15 protein-coding genes and 2 tRNA genes are annotated in these 17212 nt (G+C 72.8%); 9 read left to right on the top strand and 8 right to left on the bottom strand.

The annotated features are described in order from the left end of the window. Positions 1 to 2 precede the first annotated feature (2 nt). A complete protein-coding gene (locus ACLJPL_RS26805; RefSeq protein WP_411083507.1) occupies positions 3 to 521 on the bottom strand; it encodes a DsbA family protein in 519 nt (172 codons plus the stop codon). A gap of 245 nt (positions 522 to 766) precedes the next feature. Here ACLJPL_RS26805 and ACLJPL_RS26810 point away from each other — a divergent pair, with 245 nt between their 5' ends. Both ACLJPL_RS26810 and ACLJPL_RS26815 read left to right on the top strand, forming a co-directional pair. Next, entirely contained in the window at positions 767 to 1231 is a 465-nt protein-coding gene (locus ACLJPL_RS26810; RefSeq protein WP_411083508.1) for a hypothetical protein, read from the top strand. A 156-nt stretch (positions 1232 to 1387) separates the two neighbouring features. Continuing rightward, a complete protein-coding gene (locus ACLJPL_RS26815) occupies positions 1388 to 1543 on the top strand; it encodes a hypothetical protein (protein WP_164711272.1) in 156 nt (51 codons plus the stop codon). A 53-nt stretch (positions 1544 to 1596) separates the two neighbouring features. On the opposite strand, the gene ACLJPL_RS26820 is transcribed toward ACLJPL_RS26815, so the two are convergent. Together ACLJPL_RS26820 and ACLJPL_RS26825 are read right to left on the bottom strand one after the other, a co-directional pair. Continuing rightward, complete coding sequence (locus tag ACLJPL_RS26820) at positions 1597 to 2214, bottom strand: CGNR zinc finger domain-containing protein (protein WP_411083509.1); 618 nt, start codon at positions 2212 to 2214, stop codon at positions 1597 to 1599. Positions 2215 to 2483: 269 nt separating this feature from the next. Then, complete coding sequence (locus tag ACLJPL_RS26825; RefSeq protein WP_003987206.1) at positions 2484 to 2897, bottom strand: SsgA family sporulation/cell division regulator; 414 nt, start codon at positions 2895 to 2897, stop codon at positions 2484 to 2486. A 190-nt stretch (positions 2898 to 3087) separates the two neighbouring features. Here ACLJPL_RS26825 and ACLJPL_RS26830 point away from each other — a divergent pair, with 190 nt between their 5' ends. Then, positions 3088 to 3543 carry a TIGR02611 family protein gene (locus ACLJPL_RS26830; RefSeq protein WP_411083510.1) on the top strand — a complete coding sequence of 152 codons (456 nt, stop codon included), beginning with the start codon at positions 3088 to 3090 and terminating at the stop codon, positions 3541 to 3543. Between the two features lie 54 nt (positions 3544 to 3597). Next, positions 3598 to 3669 (top strand) — tRNA-Val (locus ACLJPL_RS26835). A 156-nt stretch (positions 3670 to 3825) separates the two neighbouring features. On the opposite strand, the gene ACLJPL_RS26840 is transcribed toward ACLJPL_RS26835, so the two are convergent. Further along, positions 3826 to 6318 carry an SCO7613 C-terminal domain-containing membrane protein gene (locus tag ACLJPL_RS26840; protein ID WP_411083511.1) on the bottom strand — a complete coding sequence of 831 codons (2493 nt, stop codon included), beginning with the start codon at positions 6316 to 6318 and terminating at the stop codon, positions 3826 to 3828. Positions 6319 to 6503: 185 nt separating this feature from the next. On the opposite strand from ACLJPL_RS26840, the gene ACLJPL_RS26845 reads away from it, so the two are divergent. Next, positions 6504 to 6575 (top strand) — tRNA-Val (locus tag ACLJPL_RS26845). A gap of 65 nt (positions 6576 to 6640) precedes the next feature. Here the strand turns inward: ACLJPL_RS26845 and ACLJPL_RS26850 are convergent. Next, on the bottom strand, positions 6641 to 7366 hold the full coding sequence (locus tag ACLJPL_RS26850) for a 3'-5' exonuclease (RefSeq protein ID WP_411083512.1): 726 nt from the start codon (positions 7364 to 7366) through the stop codon (positions 6641 to 6643). A 185-nt stretch (positions 7367 to 7551) separates the two neighbouring features. Here ACLJPL_RS26850 and ACLJPL_RS26855 point away from each other — a divergent pair, with 185 nt between their 5' ends. From ACLJPL_RS26855 to thrS, 3 genes are all read left to right on the top strand, one after another. Next, a complete protein-coding gene (locus ACLJPL_RS26855) occupies positions 7552 to 8142 on the top strand; it encodes a DUF4365 domain-containing protein (protein WP_411083513.1) in 591 nt (196 codons plus the stop codon). After that, on the top strand, positions 8142 to 9395 hold the full coding sequence (locus ACLJPL_RS26860; RefSeq protein WP_411083514.1) for a hypothetical protein: 1254 nt from the start codon (positions 8142 to 8144) through the stop codon (positions 9393 to 9395). Before ACLJPL_RS26855 ends, ACLJPL_RS26860 begins: the two co-directional genes overlap by 1 nt. Positions 9396 to 9495: 100 nt before the next feature. Continuing rightward, complete coding sequence (thrS, locus tag ACLJPL_RS26865; RefSeq protein WP_411083515.1) at positions 9496 to 11472, top strand: threonine--tRNA ligase; 1977 nt, start codon at positions 9496 to 9498, stop codon at positions 11470 to 11472. Positions 11473 to 11501: 29 nt separating this feature from the next. Here thrS and ACLJPL_RS26870 read toward each other — a convergent pair whose 3' ends face one another. Further along, complete coding sequence (locus tag ACLJPL_RS26870) at positions 11502 to 12179, bottom strand: potassium channel family protein (RefSeq protein WP_411083516.1); 678 nt, start codon at positions 12177 to 12179, stop codon at positions 11502 to 11504. Positions 12180 to 12245: 66 nt separating this feature from the next. Between ACLJPL_RS26870 and ACLJPL_RS26875 the strand changes: the two genes are divergently transcribed. Further along, the gene (locus tag ACLJPL_RS26875) at positions 12246 to 12806 is read left to right on the top strand and encodes an HIT family protein (RefSeq protein ID WP_019765397.1); all 561 of its coding nucleotides are present in this window, start codon (positions 12246 to 12248) and stop codon (positions 12804 to 12806) included. 73 nt (positions 12807 to 12879) lie between these two features. Here the strand turns inward: ACLJPL_RS26875 and ACLJPL_RS26880 are convergent, their stop codons facing one another. Then, a complete protein-coding gene (locus tag ACLJPL_RS26880) occupies positions 12880 to 14550 on the bottom strand; it encodes a hypothetical protein (RefSeq protein WP_411083517.1) in 1671 nt (556 codons plus the stop codon). A gap of 181 nt (positions 14551 to 14731) precedes the next feature. Continuing rightward, entirely contained in the window at positions 14732 to 16972 is a 2241-nt protein-coding gene (locus tag ACLJPL_RS26885) for an elongation factor G-like protein EF-G2 (RefSeq protein WP_411083518.1), read from the bottom strand. Positions 16973 to 17212 lie beyond the last annotated feature (240 nt).

The raw sequence follows: 17212 nt of genomic DNA on the forward strand, positions 1-17212 counted from the left end.
GGTCAGGCCCCCGGTGCGGCCAGGAGCCGGTCGACGATCTCCTCGATCCGCTCGCGCAGCCCTTCCTGGCTCTTGCCGCCGTCCAGCCGCTCGCCTCCGACCACATAGGTCGGTGTGCCGGTGACCCCGATCGCCCTGCCCTCGGCCTGGTCGGCGTCGACGATCAGCAGATGGCGGCCGTCGATGAGCGCGGTGTCGAACTCCTCGGCGTCCAGGCCCAGTTCGCGGGCGGTATCGAGCAGCACCGGCTCACCGGTCCGGCCGAGGTCGGCGGTCCTCGCGAGCAGCGCCTCGACGTACGGCCAGTCCTGTCCCTGGGCGGCGGCCTCCTCGGCGGCCTGTGCCGCGGCGTACGCGTGCTTGTTCTTCTCCAGCGGGAAGTGCCGGAGCCGGATCTCGACGCGGTCGCCGTACCGGGCGCGCAGGGCGTGTACGTCGCTGAGGGCTCGGTGGCAGTCCGGGCACTGGAGATCGAACCAGGCGTCGAGGACGACCGGTGCCGCAGGGGTGGAATCGCTCATGGGGCCAGTCTTCCAGACCGGGCGGACAGCCTCTCCCCTCGGGCTCGGGAGCGGGTCCCGCCGAACCGTGGGCGGGGGCCGCGGGTCCCGAACCGGCCGGAGACCGGGAGCTGAACCGGCCCCTGACCGGCACCTGCGGAGGAGCGCGGCCCTGAGATGTCCCTGAAGTGGACCGGTGCCGTGGCCCCGACGCAGGTGGCCGGTGCAGGATGGAGGGGACGTTTCCCCTGCGCCTGGAGGCTCCGATGCTTGCCGAGACCATCTGTTCCGCGGCGTCGGCGGCGGGCCTGGGCATCGCCGCGATCACCGCCTACCGCAAGCGGTTCCTCACGGCGACCAGGATCGCCGCCTACTCCCTCGTCCCCGTGGGCCTCGTCCTGACGGGTGTCGTCGCGTGGGTCTCGGGCATCGCCCTCAAGCCGAGCGTCTGGGCCGGTTTCGGTGTGCTGGGCCTCGCCTGGCTGCTCTTCATGACCACCCGGGCCGTCGAGCGCCGCAGCGGAACCACCCGGGCGGAGCGCAAGGCCGCACGGGCCGCCGAGAAGAACGAGGCCGTCGCCCCGGGGGCCTCCGCGCCCTCGCTCGGCGCGGGGAGCCGACCCCGGCCGGCGGCGCAGGCGGCGGCGAAGCCGGGCAAGAGGCAGGAGTCGGCCGCGCCCGGCGAGGACTTCAGCGACATCGAGGCCATCCTCAAGAAGCACGGCATCTGACACGGCATCCGACGGGGTGGGTCACGCTGGACCCGAACACCTGACGGCATCCCGTACGCCGGAGCGAATCCGAAGGGCCACGGGACGGTGAACTCCCTGGGTAATTACACCGGTTGATCACCAACCGGGTCGCGGGTGAGTCATGATCGCCCCGAAATGGTGGACACATCCCGGGGCGAGGCCCCCGCACCCCCTGCCGAAGAGCCCCGTGGCTGCCTCTTCGCGCTGTCCCAGCCACCCCTGATGATCTTCCTCACGGTGATCGGGAGCCTGCTGCTGATGGCGGCGCTGCACGACCTGTTCCTGTTATGACCCGCGTTATGACCCGCGTCTTCCCGTGACGACCGTCCCGTGGGCCGATTCCGTCAGCCCGCGGCTTCCCGTCGCCGGGCCCGGTACGCCGCGACGTGCAGTCGGTTGCCGCAGGTGCGGCTGGAGCAGTAGCGGCGGGAGCGGTTGCGCGACAGGTCCACGAAGGCTCGCCCGCAGTCCGGGGCTTCGCACCGCCGCAGCCGCTCCTGCTCGCCGGCCACGATGATGAAGGCCAGGGCCATGCCGCAGTCGGCCGCGAGGTGGTCGGCGAGCGAGGCGTCGGGCGCGAAGTAGTGCACGTGCCAGTCGTAGCCGTCGTGATCGGTGAGCTGGGGCGTGGTCCCGGCCGCCGCGACGAGCCGGTTGACGAGGTCGACGGCGGTACGGGCGTCGGGCGCCGCGAAGACCTCGGCGAACCGGCTCCGCACGTCCCGCACGGCGGTCAGGTCCCTCTCCCCGAGGGCGTCGACGCCGCTGATGTGGTGCTGCTCGGCGAACGCGTACAGCGCCGCGACGTCGCCGAGCCCGTCGAGTCCGTCATCGAGACCGTCGCCGAGTCCGTCCACGAGTCCGTCGGTGGCGCCGTCATTCGGCGGTTCGCCCTCCGGTGCGGTGTTCACCAGATCGACCACCGTGTCGAGGGCGATCCGGGTGTCGTGGGGGATCAGCACGTTTCGCTCCCTGGCCTCCGGCGGGCGGGTGCCCGCCGATGGCGGCTGACTCTACTGGCTCCGCCCGGGCGCAGGCCGGGCCGGTGCGGGCCCGAGGGGGCGTAAGCGCCACTCGATGGCCCCCGAGCCGCCGCCGGGGCCGTGGCGGCACGCGCAGGCGCCGTCACCGCGGTGGATCCGCGGTGACGGCGCCTGTGCCTGCCGTATGAGGTTGTCCGCGCGACGCCGTCTCCCCGAGTCGGACGGCGCCGGGCAGTTCTCGGCCTGGCTCAGTTCTCGGCCAGGATGTGGGAGAGCTCCGTGTCGAGATCGAAGTGACGATGCTCGGTGCCGGGCGGAACCGCGGCGTCGGTCCTCTTCAGGAACGACTCCAGGGCCCGCGCCGGAGCTTCGAGCAGGGCTTCGCCCTCTGGTGAGCTCAGGGCGATGCAGACGACGCCTTGGCCGTGACTACGTGATGGCCAGACGCGGACGTCTCCGGTGCCGGTGGGCCGGTGCAGCCCCTCGGCAAGGAGGTCACGGGCGAATACCCATTCGACCGTCTCCTCCGCTCCGGTGTGGAAGGTGGCGTGCACGGCATAGGGATCGGCCGTGTCATACCGCAGGCCCGCGGGTACAGGCAGTGAGGACTCGCTCGACACAACGAGGCGCAGGTGCAGCTCGCAGCTGACCGTGGTGTTCATAAGCGCCAGGGCCTTTCGCTCAGTGTGCGCTCGGGGATTCGCACGTCGGCGAAATCGACATGCCACCTACGGTGGCGTTGTAAACCCCTCTGACCCATTTGTGATGCTTCGGGTCCCTCGCCCAGCGGTGTGTAACTTTGGGTTATGCACCCATTCAAGTGACGACGGCGGGTCGGGTAGGTTGAGCTTCATGAACGCGGAGAGTGACGAGCGGATCGAGGTCCCCGAGAAGGCGGCCCCCGAGTCCGCTACGGGGGGCACGACCAAACCGGAGCGTGAGCTGGGATCTCGGGCGCCGGGCTTCATCAAGGCGTCCAAGGCGCTCCACCTCAGCTGGCAGGTCGGCGTCTTCGTCGTCGGCCTCGGCGTCGTGGTGGCAGGCGTGCTGATGCTGGTGCTGCCGGGGCCCGGGTGGCTGGTGATCTTCGGCGGCATGGCGATCTGGGCGACCGAGTTCGTCTGGGCCCAGCTGGTGCTGCGCTGGACGAAGCGCAAGGTCACCGAGGCCGCGCAGCGGGCCCTTGATCCCAAGGTCCGGCGGCGCAACGTCATCCTCACCACGGTGGGGCTGGTGATCATGGCGGTGCTGATCGGGATCTACGTCTGGAAGTTCGGCCTGGCCCTGCCGTGGACGGTCGACGAGTAGCCCGGGCACGGTCCGAAAGCACCGCTGACATGGGGTAATGTTTGCGGTGCGCCCGGGCGATTAGCTCAGTGGGAGAGCGCTTCGTTCACACCGAAGAGGTCACTGGTTCGAACCCAGTATCGCCCACCCGGACAGAGGGCCCGGAGACTTTCCGAAGTCTCCGGGCCCTCTGCGTTGCCCATCGGCGGCCGGACGGCCCGGCGGCCCGGCGTCCGCCGGTGGGGAGCCCGCCGCGTGCGACCTCCCCACCGGCGAATCACCGGCGAACCACCGGCGAACGGCTCACCGCATCCGCCGCAGCGCGTCCTTCACCCGTCGCGCGTCGCGCAGCCGCTGTTCGTACGTCGCGCCCACCGCCAGCAGCAGCAGTCCGGCCAGCGCCGGCGGCACCCAGCGCGGCAGGGCCCCGGCCACCTGGACGACGTACGGCGCAAGCTCGTGCAGGGCGTCCACGGCCAGCACCGCGCCGCCGAGCACCAGCAGCGCCCGCAGCCGGTACTTCGCCCCCAGCAGCGTGATGACCAGCGCCGCCACGCCCAGCAGCAGGGGGCGCAGCCAGTCGGGGTCGGTCCAGGCCACGGCCAGGCTCGGCAGCAGCGTCGCGGCGAGCCCCGGCCCGTACGCCGTCCACGAGGACGCCTCGGGGTCCTTGCGCCGCCGCAGTACGCCGATCAGCAGGGCGGGCACCGTCACCGGCAGGGTGTACGCCTCCGGCCCCGACACCTCCGACGCCGCCAGCCGGACCCACGTGGCCGCCACGAACAGCACCGCCGCCGTCCAGCCCGCCGCCCGACGCCGCTCCGGCCGCACCGCGGCCCCCGCCGCCAGCACGCCGCACAGCGCGAGCACCAGGGCCAGGAACGGCGCGTCCCCCACCGCCAGCCCCAGCGCGACCAGCGCCCCCGGCAATCCGGCCAGCTCCACCGGCAGCGCCACCGGGTGCAGCCGCAGCCGTGCCCCCAGCAGCACCGTCAGCGCGGGCGCCACGAGCACCAGCGGCGCGGCCTCGTGCGGCGCGAGGTCCAGCGACCGGCCCGCGCACACCGTCAGGACCGTGCCCCACACCACCGCGGCGACCGCCAGCACCGCCTGCACCGGCACCGCACGCGTCCGCAGCGCCGCCCCCGCGAACAGCACCATCAGCGCCCCGACCACCGCGTACGTCGCGGCCTCCGCCGCGAGCGACAGCAGCGCCACGCTCACCGCCCCGGCCGCCGCACACACCAGCGCGGTCACCGTCACGCCCACCCCGGGGCCCCCGCGCGTGCCCGCCGACCACACGGCCACCGCCAGCAGCCCCGCCACGAGCACCGTCTCCACGACCACCGCGACCGGGTACGGGACGCCCAGCGTCGCCGCCGCCAGCAGCAGCGCCCCCCAGCCGAGGCCCAGCGCCCCCGCGCCCGCCGCGCCGCGCACCGCCGCACCCGGCGACAGCAGCGGAGCGGAGACCCGCGTCAGCGGCGTCCACCACCGGTACGCCGCCCCGAGCGCCCCGGCGACGACCGCGAGCACCACCGGAGCCGCGACCGTCAGGGACCACGGGGCCGACGCCCCGAGCGCGCCCCGGAACCCCTCCGGAGCCCCCTCCCACGCCTCGGTCACCAGCGTGACCGGCCCCAGCAGCACCTCCGCGACCGGGGGAGCGGCCCACACCAGCGCACCGCTCACCACCACACCGGCCGCCAGCAGCACCCCGCGCCCCGCGTCGCGCGGAAGCCGCGCCCGTACGATGAACAGCAGGGCCAGCCCGCAGAGCAGATACGCCGGGACGTGCCAAGGCCCCGGCACCGCCGACCGCAGCACGCCGCCGACCGCGGCCACCGCCGCCAGACCGGCCACCGCACCGCCCACCCGCGCGAAGCCGTTCGGCGCGTGCCACGCCCCGGCCAGGGCCGCCACGGCCGCCGTCAGCAGCAGCGCACCCGGCAGGAACGCCCCGAGCGGACTGTCGGCCGTCAGCGACTGCGCCAGCCCCACCAGCAGCGCGCAGGGCCCCGTCACCGCCAGGCCGATCCCCGCCGTGATCCGGACCCCGAGCCCCTTGCCCCACAGCGCGATCGCCCCGTCCAGCACCGCCGTCGCCAGCAGCGCCCACCCGACCACGATCGCCGGCGCGTCCGCGGCCCAGGCCCCCAGCAGCAGCGGCCACTGGGCGAACACCACCGCGGCGGGCAGCGGCAGGTGCAGCCGGCCCAGCGCCAGGCCGTAGGCCGTCCAGAGCGCCGCGAGGACCGCCGAGGCCACGGCCGTGAACGCGAGCCCGTCCACGTCGGGCGCGGCCACCGCGTGGACCGCGTAGACGTCCAGCAGGGTCAGCACCAGGGCGAGCGCCGCCAGCGCCTCGGCGGTGGCCATCAGCTTGCGGCGCAGCAGGACCGCCGGGGCGGCGAGCGCCGCGACGGTCACCAGCGCCAGGACGGCGGAACGGCCGGCGATGCCCATGGAGCCCCAGCTGACCAGCGTGAACGCGATGGCCGCGATCGTCAGCAGCAGACCGCCGAGCGTCAGCAGCACGTTCTGCGCACTGCGCGGAGCGGACGAGGCCCCTGCCGTCCGCGGGACCGCGCCCCACGGCTGCACCGGAGGCCGCCCGGCGGGCGGCGGGCCCCAGTGCGGCGCACCCGGCGCCGGAGCGTGGGCCCGGGCCTGGAGCTGGAGGGCTCGGACCACCCAGGCGCGGCGGGTCAGCAGCTGGGCCCTGCGGGCGTCCAGCTGAGCCAGTTCTCGGTCGAGGAGCGCCAGTTCCTCGGCGGGCGGCGGCACGTGTTCCATGTACGGGAGTGTCGCCCCGGCCCCCGGCCCCGTACATGCGCTCGGATACTCAGTTCCCGCGTTTTCGCGTCTGAGTAAGCGGGCCGGGCGGGCGGGCCGAGGGGACCCGCGTACGTGCCGGGGCGGCGCGGCCGGAAGCGGTTTGAACGAAGCCCGTCCGGCCCTGTATGGTTCAACCCGTTCCCGGGCGATTAGCTCAGTGGGAGAGCGCTTCGTTCACACCGAAGAGGTCACTGGTTCGAACCCAGTATCGCCCACCGGGGAAAGCCGGTCCGCCAGTATTGAGGCGGACCGGCTTTCGCATGTTCAGGCCGGTGAACTCCTATGCCGCCGCGGGCAGTTCCGGGCGCAGCGGCCACGCCGGGTCGACCGCCTCCGGGGTCCCGCTCTTGGCGAACCACGCCTCCAGGCCGCGCGCCTGCGCCGCGTGCCAGGTGGCCTGGAGGGTGTGCAGCTCGGCCGGGGAGAGCCGCTCGATCCGGGAGGAGAAGCGCCGGCACACCGCGCGCACCAGCTCCAGCGAGGCCGTGGCGTCGGCCGCCGCGTCGTGCGCGCCGTCGAGCGGCACCCCGTACAGCTCGCACAGGTCCGTGAGCGTGCGGCGGCCCTTGCGGTAGCGGTCCAGGTGCTTGTCCAGCACCCGGGGGTCCACCACCCGCAGCGGCACGTCCGCCATGTACCCGGCGAGCGACGAGGCCCGGTGCCGCTTCAGTTCGCGGTCCAGCAGCGTCAGGTCGAACGGCGCGTTCATCACGACCAGCGGACGGCCGGTCGCGCACTGCTCGGCCAGGGAACGGGCTATCTCGTCCATCACCGGAGCGGGCCAGCGGCCGTTGCGATGAAGGTGATCGTCGGTCAGACCGTGGATCTCGGTGGCCCCGGCCGGGACCGGAACGCCCGGGTCGACCAGCCAGCGGGTGACGCGGACGCGTCCGCCCGTCGTGTCCTGCGCGACGAGAGCGGCCGAAACGATCCGGTCCCGCTCGACGTCCACGCCTGTCGTCTCCGTGTCAAAAGCGGCCAGAGGCCCTTCGAACCAGTGCATCATCCCCGAACTCCTCGCACCTGCACGGCAGATGGAGTGAATCCCCCCTGCCCGATATCGGTGATACCCGTGCTGTTTGCCTGATAAGCGGTTTGCGGGCGTTCTCCTGCGGTGACAACACAGGTGAGGGGGAGGGAAGTTGATCCCCCGGTCACCTCTGACGGCACGCCCGGAAGGCACACGGAGCCATGGCGCTCGCGCAGCCCGACCCAGGGGGCCCCGCCCGCGCCGAAGACCTCGGGCCGGCGTCGCGGCGGAACGCACCGCTGCGCGGATCCCTCGCCACCACCGCCTGCATGGAGACCCTTCAGGTGGGCTACCTGCACGCCGTCGCGGCGGCGGCGGGCTGCTCGCTGTCCCAGCCCTTCCCCGACAACGGCATCGACTGGCACGTCAGCCACGGCGCGGCCGCCCACACCGTCGACGACGAAGTGACCATCAAGGTGCAGCTCAAGTGCACCTACCAGATACCGCCGCACCCGGCGGGCGGGGCGTTCTCCTTCACGCTCGACAACGCCCATCTCGTCAAACTCGCCCGCACCCCGGTGTCGGTGCACAAGATCCTGGTCGTGATGCTCGTGCCCCGCAGCCAGGACGAGTGGCTGAGCGCCGGGCCCGGCAGCCTCGATCTGCGGCACTGCTGCTACTGGACCAACCTGGCCGGCCACGCGGTGACGGGCCGGTACCGGACCACCGTGCGCATCGACACCTCACGGATCTTCGACGACCGCGCACTCTGCGAGATCATGGCCCGGGTCGGGGCCGGAGGGAGACCTTGATGCACCGGTCGATGGACGAGCCCACGGGACCGGCGCAACTGCCCGGCGCCCGGTCCCACCCCGCCGTGAGCACGGAGTACGCCGACGCCGGCGACGGCGCCCCGCTGCCCGACCCGGCGGTGCTCGTCGCGCTCCTGCACCGCAACGGCTGGCAGCGGCGCGGGGGAGCGGCCGGGCGGTACAGCCGCTGGTCCCCGCCCGGACCGGCCGCCGGGGGAGCGAGCCTGCTGGTGCCCGAGAGCGCCGCTTTCCCCGACAGCGACGACCTGCTGGCCGAGGCGCTCACCGCGCTCTCCCGCAGCGCCGCCCCCTCCGCCCGGGACATCCTGGTCTCCCTCGCCGTCCCCAGCGACGAGATCCGCTGGTGGCGCGAGGTCCCCGAGTCGGCGGCCGGGGCGGCGGGCGCCTCGGGGTGGGCCGAGGCGGAGGAGCTGAGGGCGGCGGCCCGGCAGATCCTCCTGGCCGGTGCGCTCGCGGCCCGTGGCCGGGCCGGCTACCACGGGGCCCGGCACCGCAGGAAGGCCCGGGCCGCGCTGGAGGGGACGCTCGTCGGGCCCGCGCCGGGCGGACGCCGGCTCACCGCGTTCGTGCCCGTCGACTCCGGGCGCGCCGTCGCCGTACAGCTCTGCCACGCCCTGCACGCCACCCGCGAGGCTGTGGACTACCAGCGGGCCACCGGCGGCATGGCGGCCTTCGACAGCGCGGTGGCGGCGGGCGTCAGCCGGGAGCTGACCGAGGCCCTGGTGACCCTGGTGCGCGGCAGCGAGGGGGCCGGGATCGACGTGCGGTGGGCGCCCGCCGCCGGCGCCCCGGACGGCTGCCCGGCCCGCCCCGCGCCCGTCGAGTTCTCCCCGGGCGACCTCCCCGCCCTGCGCTCCGCCGGGGCCCGCTACCTCCGCGAGGAGCCCGCCGCGCCGGTCCGGATCACCGGGGCCGTGGTCCGGCTGCGGCGCTCGGGGCCGCGCGGCCCCGGGATCGTACGGCTGCGGGTACTGGCGGGGGCGGAGGTCGCGCACGTGCGGGTGGAGCTGGACGAGGAGGCGTACCGGATCGCGGGCCACGCCCACCTGGTGGGGCTGCCGCTGCGGGTGGAGGGGTTCCTGGAGCGGCGGGGCGGCTTCCGGCGGCTCACCGGGGCGTCGCAGGTCGCGCCCGTCCAGGTCGACGAGGCCGAGCGGGACCGGCTGATGAAGTCGCTCCAGGAGAACGTGGACTTCTTCGAGGAGGCGTGCGCGGGGGAGGAGCCCTCGTAGCGAGGGGTAAGGCGTTCGCATCGGGGGCGTACGGCTCGGTACGATCCCTGGTGACCACCCCGATAACAGGGAGGTCATCCCCCTCAGTCAGGAGAGACCGGTGTCAGACGTCCGTGTGATCATCCAGCGCGATTCCGAGCGGGAAGAGCACGTGGTGACGACGGGCACGACCGCCGGCGAGCTCTTCCCCGGTCAGCGCACGGTCGTCGCCGCGCGCATCGGCGGCGAGCTGAAGGACCTCTCGTACGAGCTCCAGGACGGCGAGTCCGTCGAGCCGGTGGAGATCTCCTCCGAGGACGGCCTCGACATCCTGCGCCACTCCACCGCGCACGTCATGGCCCAGGCCGTGCAGGAGCTCTTCCCCGAGGCCAAGCTCGGCATCGGCCCGCCGGTCAAGGACGGCTTCTACTACGACTTCGACGTCGAGAAGCCGTTCACGCCCGAGGACCTCAAGACCATCGAGAAGAAGATGCAGGAGATCCAGAAGCGGGGCCAGAAGTTCTCCCGCCGCGTGGTCTCCGACGAGGCCGCCCGCGAGGAGCTCGCCGACGAGCCGTACAAGCTGGAGCTCATCGGCATCAAGGGCTCCGCGTCCTCGGACGACGGCGCGGACGTCGAGGTGGGCGGCGGCGAGCTGACCATCTACGACAACCTGGACGCCAAGACCGGCGACCTGTGCTGGAAGGACCTCTGTCGCGGTCCGCACCTGCCGACCACCCGGTTCATCCCGGCGTTCAAGCTGATGCGCAACGCCGCCGCCTACTGGCGCGGCAGCGAGAAGAACCCGATGCTCCAGCGCATCTACGGCACCGCCTGGCCGACCAAGGACGAGCTGAAGGCGCACCTGGAGTTCCTGGAGGAGGCCGCCAAGCGCGACCACCGCAAGCTCGGCAACGAGCTGGACCTCTTCTCCTTCCCCGACGAGATCGGCCCCGGCCTCGCGGTCTTCCACCCCAAGGGCGGCGTCATCCGCCGGGCCATGGAGGACTACTCGCGCCGCCGTCACGAGGAGGAGGGCTACGAGTTCGTCTACAGCCCGCACGCCACCAAGGGCAAGCTCTTCGAGAAGTCCGGCCACCTGGACTGGTACGCGGACGGCATGTACCCGCCCATGCAGCTCGACGACGGGGTGGACTACTACCTCAAGCCGATGAACTGCCCGATGCACAACCTGATCTTCGACGCGCGCGGCCGCTCCTACCGCGAACTGCCGCTGCGCCTCTTCGAGTTCGGCACGGTCTACCGGTACGAGAAGTCGGGCGTCGTGCACGGCCTGACCCGCTCGCGCGGCTTCACGCAGGACGACGCGCACATCTACTGCACCAAGGAGCAGATGGCGCAGGAGCTCGACCGCACGCTCACCTTCGTGCTCAACCTGCTCCGCGACTACGGGCTCACCGACTTCTACCTGGAGCTCTCCACCAAGGACCCGGAGAAGTACGTCGGCTCCGACGACGCCTGGGAGGAGGCCACCGAGACGCTGCGCCAGGTCGCCGAGAAGCAGGGGCTGCCCCTGGTCCCGGACCCGGGCGGCGCCGCGTTCTACGGCCCGAAGATCTCCGTGCAGTGCAAGGACGCCATCGGCCGCACCTGGCAGATGTCGACCGTGCAGCTCGACTTCAACCTGCCGGAGCGCTTCGACCTGGAGTACACCGGCCCGGACGGCTCCAAGCAGCGCCCGGTGATGATCCACCGCGCCCTGTTCGGCTCCATCGAGCGCTTCTTCGCCGTGCTGCTGGAGCACTACGCGGGCGCGTTCCCGGTCTGGCTCGCCCCGGTCCAGGCGGTCGGCATCCCGATCGGCGACGCCCACATCCCCTACCTCCAGGAGTTCGCCGCCACGGCGCGCAAGCAGGGGCTGCGGGTGGACGTGGACGCCTCATCGGACCGGATGCAGAAGAAGATCCGCAACCAGCAGAAGGCCAAGGTGCCCTTCATGATCATCGCTGGTGATGAGGACATGGCCAACGGCGCCGTCTCCTTCCGCTACCGCGACGGTTCGCAGGAGAACGGTGTTCCGGTCGACGAGGCCATCGCCAAGATCGCGAAGGCCGTCGAGGACCGCGTGCAGGTCTGATCCGTACGACGGGAACGGCCCCCGGAGCGCTACCCGCGCTCCGGGGGCCGTTTCTCGTCCTCCCGCGTGAACACCTGGATCAGCCAGGACGAGAACGAGCCCGTCACCGCGCCCAGCAGGGCGAGACCGCAGGCCATCAGCCCCGCCGCCACCACCCGCCCCCAGAACGTGACCGGGGTGGCGTCCCCGTAACCGACCGTCGTGAGCGTCGTGCACGCCCACCACACCGCGTCCCCGAACGTGCGGATCGAGGCGTCGGGGGCCCGGTGCTCCACGTGGTAGACCGCGAGCGAGGCGGAGAAGCCGAGCAGGCCGGCGGCCATGCCCGCGTACGCCATCACCCGCGCGTACAGGTCGAGGCGCGGCCGGTCGTGGCGCCGCTGCACCGCCTGGTAGACCTGCACCATCCGCAGCGGGCGCAGCAGCGGCAGCAGCAGGACCAGGGTGTCGAGCACGTGGGTGTGGACGAACCGCGCGCCCAGGCCGCTGAGCCGCACCCGTACCGCGTAGTCCGCCAGGAACAGCAGCCATGTCGACCAGACCAGGGTCAGGGAGATGTCGTGCCACGGCTGGGCCTCGCGCGGGGCCAGGACCCGGACCGCGTACCCGGCCAGGAAGAGCAGCGAGGCGACGAAGAGCGGGATCTCCGTGCGCTGCTCCCAGCGGGTCGACCGGGTGGGGGCCTCGGGGGCTGGTCGAGGGCTCATCGCCTCAGCATCGCCGGGCGGACTCGGGCGCCGCCCCGGCGACACGCTCCGCGCGGGTGACGCAATATGCTGATCGGCATGACGAGTGAGCCGGAGCAGCAGATCGGCGTGGGGACGCCCGACGCGTTTCAGCGTCTGTGGACGCCCCATCGGATGGCGTACATCCAGGGTCAGGACAAGCCGAGCGGCCCGGGGGCCGAGGACGGCTGCCCGTTCTGTTCGATTCCGGCGAAATCCGACGAGGACGGGCTCGTGGTGGCGCGCGGCGAGCACGTCTACGCGGTGCTGAACCTCTACCCGTACAACGGCGGGCACCTCATGGTCGTCCCCTACCGGCACGTGGCCGACTACACGGAGCTGGACGGTCCGGAGACGGCGGAGCTCGCGGACTTCACCAAGCGGGCGATGGCGGCCCTGCGCGCGGCCTCCGGGGCGCACGGGTTCAACATCGGGATGAACCAGGGCTCGGTCGCCGGGGCCGGGATCGCCGCCCATCTGCATCAGCACCTGGTGCCGCGCTGGGGCGGGGACACCAACTTCATGCCGGTCATCGGCCACACGAAGGTGCTGCCGCAGCTGCTGGGCGACACCCGGAAGATGCTGGCCGACGCCTGGCCGGCCGGCTGAACGAGCCGTCCCGTACACGGAGAAGGGCCCCCGCTGTAGCAGGGGCCCTTCTCCGTTTGCGCGGTACGCGCGCCTACGCGTCGTAGACGTCGGCCCTGCGCGGGGCCGGGTCCTGGACGAGGCCGCTCAGTATCATCGAGCGGTTGTCGAAGCGCTCGGTGTCCACGCCGTTCTCCGCCAGGACCCGCATCGCCGCCGCGTGGACCACGCGCAGCACCGGGGTGGCCGCGCGCATCGCGTCGTCCGCCATGAAGCGGTGGTTCCACGGCTTGGCGGCCCAGGCGTGCCGCAGTCCGAAGGGCTCCGGAAGCGCTATCTTCCCGCCCAGGTAGTCCAGCAGCGGCGGATACCAGGTGAAGGGGGCCCGCAGGGCGAGCCGGACGACCTCCTTGGCCTCCACCAGCGGCAACTGGACGTCCCGGGTCTCCCAGAACCTCACGGTCTTGTTGACCGTCTTCGTCCTGGCCTCCGGCTTGGAGAGGAACAGGCCGTGCACCGGGCCCAGCGCGTGTCCGGTGACCTCGATGCGCAGGGTCTCGTGGAGCACGGTCACCGTGATCATCATGGTGATCACGAGCTGGCCGTCCCAGAGGGTGAACTGCACGCCCAGGTAGTGCCGGTCGCCGCTGCCGAACTGCTGGTGGTTGCAGATCCGCTGTATCTCGTGCGGCTTCACCTGGAAGGTGGCGACGTCCTCGCCCTTGCGGCGGGTGACGGAATCGGCGTTCTCCCCGATGGGCGAGACGATCCAGTGCTTCACGGACGGCTTGGGGAAGCCGCCGGTGTTCAGCGGGCCGCGCTCCAGCATCTTCAGCTGGTCGTGGATGATCCGGATCAGGTCCCAGCTGCGGAACTGGTGGATCTCCTTCGTCGGGTCCTTCGGGGTCAGCTCCTCCGCCAGCTGCCAGCTGCCCCACCGGGTGCCCATGCCGAGGATGCCCTTGGGGCCTGCGTAGAAGACGGAGTTCGACTCCTGCTCGGCGGAGAGCTTCTCCAGCCCCTGGCGCAGAGACTCGCGCGCGGTCTCGTTGGGGTTCTTCGGCACCGCCTCCGGGATCTTCGCGATGACCCCGGTGCCGGACAGCAGCCCGTCCCAGCGGGCCCGCAGGTCCCTGGCCGAGGTCTCCGCGATCCGCTTGGCGATGAGCCACCCGATCACCGGGGCCACCATCGCCCCGCGCACATACAGCGCGAGCAGCCCGGCGAGGGGCAGCTTGATCATCAGGATCAGCGCGCCGATCCCGAACACGACGAGGAGCACCGTGCCGACCGCGCGGAACGCCATGTCCTTGGACTTGTTGAGCGAGTCGCGGATGCGGAAGGCGATCACCCACAGCACCAGCCCCGGCAGGAAGAGGATGCCGAACAGCACGGTCACCAGCGTGAGACGGGTGTCGCGGGCCTTGCGCAGGTTGTTCGCGGACAGGCAGTGCTCCACCACCGTCTGCGGATCGGTGCCGAAGGACTGGATGAGGTCCTTGCGGGCCCCGCCCAGCATCCGTTCCTGGACGGCCCGGGCGAACGCCTCCCCGAGATTCGGCTTGAAGTAGCCGGACTTGAAGAGCTTGGACGAGCCCGCCTTCACCTCGGACTTGTGCCACTCGCTGTTGGCGTCGAGGATCTTCTCCACCGGGCTGTCGCGATAGGCCGCCGACGCCAGGGCGTTGGTCGCCACCGACTGGCCGCCGGACCCCTGGATCGGGATCTGCGCCCCGGGTGAGAAGTCGAATACGTCGTTGGCCACTGTCGCCCCCCACTCGCCGCACGGTCTGCTCCTGCGGGTGTGCCCAACTACCGTACGCGGCATACCTTCTGAGCTGCGACCACAGCGTATCGTCCGCGCCCCCGCACCGCGCGTCACCCACACGGACGCGGGCGGTGTTTGCGACAGTGCGCCGGTCACGCGCCGTGCCGGAGTGCGCCGGTCACGCGCCGGGCCGCCCCTCCCCCTGCCGCCCGCCCTCCGCGCGCACCCGGTCGGCGAGCTGCGGCGGCATCGCCTCGAACCGGGCGTGGGCGCGGTCGAAACGGCCGGTGCCATGGGTGAGGGAGCGCAGGTCGAGCGCGTACCGGCCGATCTCCGACTCGGGGGCCTCGGCCCGTACGAGAGTGCGCCCGTCCGGGCCCTGTTCGGTGCCCACGACCCTGCCGCGCCGCCCCGACAGGTCACTCATCACCGGGCCCACATAGTCGTCCGGGACCAGCACGGCGACCTCGCAGACCGGCTCCAGGAGCTGGATGCGGGCGTCGGCCGCCGCCTCGCGCAGGGCGAGCGCCCCGGCGGTCTGGAAGGCGGCGTCGGAGGAGTCCACCGCGTGCGCCTTGCCGTCGAGGAGGGTGACGCGCACGTCGACGAGCGGGTGGCCCGAGGCCAGGCCCCGGGCCGCCTGCGCCCGGACGCCCTTCTCCACCGAGGCGATGAACTGGCGGGGCACCGATCCGCCGACGACCTTGTCGACGAACTCGATGCCGCCGCCCGCCGGCAGCGGCTCCACCTCGATCTCGCAGATCGCGAACTGACCGTGGCCGCCGGACTGTTTGACGTGCCGACCGCGCCCGGCGGCCCGCCCGGCGAACGTCTCGCGCAGGGCGACCCGGTGCGGTTCGGCGTCGACCCGGACGCCGTAGTGGTTGCGCAGCCGGTCCAGAGCGACCTCCTGGTGGGCCTCGCCCAGGCACCACAGGACGAGCTGACGGGTGTCGGGGTTCTGCTCCAGGCGCAGGGTGGGGTCCTCCGTGACCAGCCGGGCCAGCCCCTGGGAGAGCTTGTCCTCGTCCCCCTTGCCGTGCGCCCGGACCGCCAGCGGGAGCAGCGGGTCCGGCGTCGTCCAGGGCTCGATGAGGAGCGGGTCGCCGGGTGGGGAGAGGGTGTCGCCGGTCTCCGCGTCCCCCAGCCGGGCCACACAGGCCAGATCGCCCGCCACGCACCGGTCCACCGGGTGCTGCTGCCGGCCGAACGGCGAGGTGAGCGCGCCGACGCGGACCTCCGCCTCGTGACAGGGCCGCGGCTCACGCCCCGCCGCGTCGAGCCCGTGGCCGTACAGGTGCACGGTGTCGTCGGCCCGCAGGGTGCCGGAGAAGACCCGGACCAGCGAGATCCGGCCGGCGTACGGGTCGGACGCCGTACGGATCACCTCCGCGAGCAACGGGCCCTCCGGGTCGCAGGCCGGGGCGGTCCGGGGCTCGCCGGACGGGGCGGCGACGGCGGGCGGGGTGCGCTCCAGCGGGGTCGGGAAGCCCCGCGTGACGAGGTCGAGCAGCTCCACGGTGCCGACGCCCTGCCGGGCTCCGCCGGCCGCGGGGGCGGCGGCCAGCACGGGGTGGAAAGCGCCCCGGGCGACGGCCCGCTCCAGATCCGCGATCAGTGTCGACCTATCGAGGCCGTCGCCGCCGCTGTCGAGATAGCGGTCCATCAGCGACTCGTCCTCGCTCTCGGCGATGATCCCCTCGATCAGCCGGTCGCGGGCCGCGCCCAGCGCCGCCTCCTGGTCCGGCGCGGGCGGCAGCTCGGCCCGCTCGCCCGAGGAGTAGTCCGAGATCCGTCGCGTGAGCAGCCCGGTGAGCCCGGTGAGCGGGGAGTGCCCGTCCGCGCCCTCGGGACCCGGCACCGGCAGATAGAGGGGCAGTACGGCATCGGGGTCGCCCCGGCCGAAGGCGTCCGCGCAGATCCGGGTCATCTCCTCGAAGGAGGTGCGGGCGGTGTCGAGGTGGGTGACGACGATGGCCCGGGGCATCCCCACGAGCGCGCACTCCTCCCACACCGCCCGGGTGGTCGCGGCCACGGACTCGGCCTCCTGGGCCGCCGAGACCACGAAGAGGGCCGCGTCCGCCGCCCGCAGACCGGCCCGCAGCTCCCCGACGAAGTCGGCGTAACCCGGGGTGTCCAGCAGATTGACCTTGCGGCCGTCCCAGGACACCGGGACCAGCGACAGCTGTACGGAGCGGTGTCGCCGCCGCTCGATCGCGTCGTGGTCGGACACGGTCGCGCCGTCCTCGACCCGGCCCGCCCGGTTCACGGCCCCCGCCGTCAGGGCCAGCGCCTCGACCAGCGTGGTCTTGCCCGAACCGCTGTGGCCGACCAGCACCACGTTCCGTACGGCGGAGGGGTGGGCGGCCGCCGGTGCTCTTCCGGCGGCCCCGGGGTGTGCGTTCGTCTTCTCGCCCATGATGCGTGCCTCCCGGTGGGTGGCGCGGCACGGGGGAGGAGCCGACCGCGCGGTGGGGGAGCGGTGGTCACGGGCACGGGGAGGGCCGCCGCGGCGGTCCCGGCGACGCCCGCGGTCCTTCGAGCTTGGCACCCGGGCGGCGGGGCGTCCATACATCGCGCGGGGGCCCGGAACGCGTCGGGCGCGGCCCCGGAACACATCGGGTGCGGCCCCGGAGCGCCTCGGGCGCGGCCACGGGCC

This window comes from Streptomyces sp. cmx-18-6 (assembly GCF_046548915.1).
Lineage (GTDB): Bacteria > Actinomycetota > Actinomycetes > Streptomycetales > Streptomycetaceae > Streptomyces.